The following is a 2,386-nucleotide window of genomic DNA, read 5'->3' as shown; positions in this document are numbered from 1 at the left end:
GAAGGTATAACATGCCCTGCGCTGGTACTATTTGGCGAACAGGATAATCGTGTGAGCCGTGAAGAGATTGATGAGATATATACCAACCTAAAGAGCGCCAGCAAAGTGCTAAAGGTATATCCGCAGGCGGGTCACAATCTGTTTACAAAGGAAAATAAGAAGCAGTGGATAAACGATGTCTCTTCGTTTATCAAAGCCAACCCTCATCCGTGATAGGTGTCGATAATGTGCTGACTGATCTCTTTATATATACCCGCTATAGCTTCATTGTTCTGTAAAAACTCCATGTGACGATCCAGGATTTCGAAATCACCTCGTCTTGCAGGACCTGTTTGTGCATTTTGCGGGCCGATGGATAAACTCTTGGTAATCATCTCAGCGATAAGCGGTTTGAGCCAGGCAAAATCGAGTTTATTTTCTTTCATAATCCCCTCGGCTATAAACAACATGTGATTGGTAAAATTGGCAGCAAACACAGCCGCTATATGCATGGCTTTTCGCTGATGCGAAGCAATAGTGTGCACATGCTTACTGATAGCCCGCGCCATGTTCTGTAGCACCTTCTCTACCTCACGTGAGTCACTTTCAATAAAAAAAGGAACTTCGCTGAAATCAACTTTCTTCCCTTTGCTAAAAGTTTGTAACGGATAGAACACACCTATATCAGGCGTAGCTGCATAGCCTAACAAACTCAATGGTTGGCTGCCGGAGGTATGAACGAGTATAGCATCTTCTGGTAGTATAATCTCCTGTGCTATAGATTGAATGGCATCGTCTGCTACGGCAATAATAAAAATGCGGGAAATGCTTGAAGAAAAATCGAGCGAGGTTTTTACTTCGGCCTCATAGAGTTTGTCCACCAGTGCAGCTGCGTTGGCAGCATTACGACTATATATTTCGCGCACGGCAAAATCGGTATTGTCAAGAGCCGGAGCCAGGTGCCAGGCCACATTTCCTGAACCAATAAACGAAACGAAATTAGAGCGACTCATATATAATATGTTTTAATGCTATATATACTCTTAACTCTACACGGCTAATAAAATTCCTTTCACAATGCGGTCTTTGCCGTCCAGATCTTTTACGATAGACACATTGCCGAATCGATGTGTTTGGAATAGTGCCATCACTTCCTGGCCAAAGCGCTCGTTAATCTCAACAATAAGCATACCTCCGGGAGACAATGCTTCTTTGGCTGCGATAGCTATAGCACGGTAAAATTTTAACGGATCGTTATCCGGAACAAACAAGGCAATATGTGGTTCATAGCGTGTTACATTCGGGCGCATCTGTTCCTCTTCTTCTTTTGCTATATACGGAGGATTGCTCACCACTACATCTATACCCTTCCACGGTAACTTTTGCATAAGTATATCGTGCTGCTGAAACGTTACAGAAGCTTTAAGTCGTTTGGAATTCTCTGTGGCCACAGCCAATGCATCTGCCTGTATATCGGTAGCATATACTTTAGTTCCTGGTAACTCCAGTGAAAGTGTAACGGGTATACATCCGCTGCCGGTGCCGATATCAACAATTGTTAAGGGTCTGTTTTCTTTTTGACGGTAAGCCGTTATTTCCCGAATAAGATACTCAGTCTCCGGCCTCGGTATCAACACTGCTGCGTTAACATAAAACGTTCGGCCAAAGAAATCGGCTTCTTCTAAAATATACTGCACCGGTTCGTGGCGATTGATGCGTTCGATACTCTTGTCAAGTTGTGATTGTTGTTCCGGAGTGATCGTAACAGCTTTGTTCAGAAAAATATCAGTCTGGGTAATGCCCGCAATTTTTTCCAAAACCAGCTGCGCGATGCTGGCAATCTCATCCTTGCTTTCAGGTAATGTTATCTGAAGAACGAAATCCTGGACGAGGTCTTTGGAATTTTTCATAGCTTGGCAATCTTTGCAAGTATAATTCAATGACCAGGCACGATCACCATCAGGACGAATTTTTTATGCAGCGCACGCTGGAGCTCGCGTTGCTCGGACAAAGCCATGTGAGTCCCAACCCGATGGTGGGCAGTGTTATCGTGCACGATGGTAAAATTATAGCCGAAGGGTGGCATCGTAAATATGGCCAGGCACATGCCGAGGTAAATGCTGTGCAGCAACTTACTGATAAAAGTATTTTGCGCGAGAGTACAGTATATGTAAACCTCGAGCCCTGTTCGCACACGGGTAAAACACCTCCGTGTGCCGATATGCTGGTGCAGCACCAGGTAAAGAAAGTAGTAATAGCAAACCTGGACTCAAACCCGCTGGTGGCTGGTAATGGTGTGCGAAAACTACGCGATGCCGGTATAGAGGTGGTAACGGGTATACTTGAAAAGCAAGGACGCGAACTCAACAAGCGCTTCTTTACTTTCATGGAAAAGAAGCGGCCCTAT

At 44.6% G+C, this 2,386-nt stretch carries 4 protein-coding genes; 2 read left to right on the top strand and 2 right to left on the bottom strand.

Annotation, left to right across the window (positions count from 1 at the left end; all coding sequences use genetic code 11):
• Positions 1 to 213 (top strand): serine aminopeptidase domain-containing protein (locus VIN08_RS12850; protein ID WP_331965528.1); only part of this gene is annotated, 213 nt, incomplete at its 5' end.
• Here the strand turns inward: VIN08_RS12850 and VIN08_RS12845 are convergent.
• Together VIN08_RS12845 and prmC are read right to left on the bottom strand one after the other, a co-directional pair.
• Positions 204 to 992: a DUF2520 domain-containing protein gene (locus VIN08_RS12845; protein WP_331965525.1), complete on the bottom strand. Its 789-nt coding sequence runs from the start codon at positions 990 to 992 to the stop codon at positions 204 to 206. The genes VIN08_RS12850 and VIN08_RS12845 overlap by 10 nt on opposite strands.
• Positions 993 to 1,028: 36 nt before the next feature.
• On the bottom strand, positions 1,029 to 1,889 hold the full coding sequence (prmC, locus tag VIN08_RS12840; RefSeq protein ID WP_331965522.1) for a peptide chain release factor N(5)-glutamine methyltransferase: 861 nt from the start codon (positions 1,887 to 1,889) through the stop codon (positions 1,029 to 1,031).
• A gap of 29 nt (positions 1,890 to 1,918) precedes the next feature.
• Here prmC and ribD point away from each other — a divergent pair.
• Positions 1,919 to 2,386: bifunctional diaminohydroxyphosphoribosylaminopyrimidine deaminase/5-amino-6-(5-phosphoribosylamino)uracil reductase RibD (gene ribD, locus VIN08_RS12835; RefSeq protein WP_331965519.1), on the top strand; the 468-nt coding region annotated here is incomplete at its 3' end.

The organism is Ohtaekwangia sp. (assembly GCF_036568665.1).
GTDB lineage: Bacteria > Bacteroidota > Bacteroidia > Cytophagales > Cyclobacteriaceae > Ohtaekwangia.
The sequence above is the reverse complement of the archived record's forward strand: the minus strand, read 5'-3'. Positions and strand labels throughout refer to the sequence as shown.

Excerpts from the sequence above, each read along its gene's own strand:
- VIN08_RS12845 (WP_331965525.1), bottom strand. The coding sequence starts at position 992 with ATGAGTCGCTCTAATTTCGTTTCGTTTATTGGTTCAGGAAATGTGGCC.
- prmC (WP_331965522.1), bottom strand. The coding sequence starts at position 1,889 with ATGAAAAATTCCAAAGACCTCGTCCAGGATTTCGTTCTTCAGATAACA.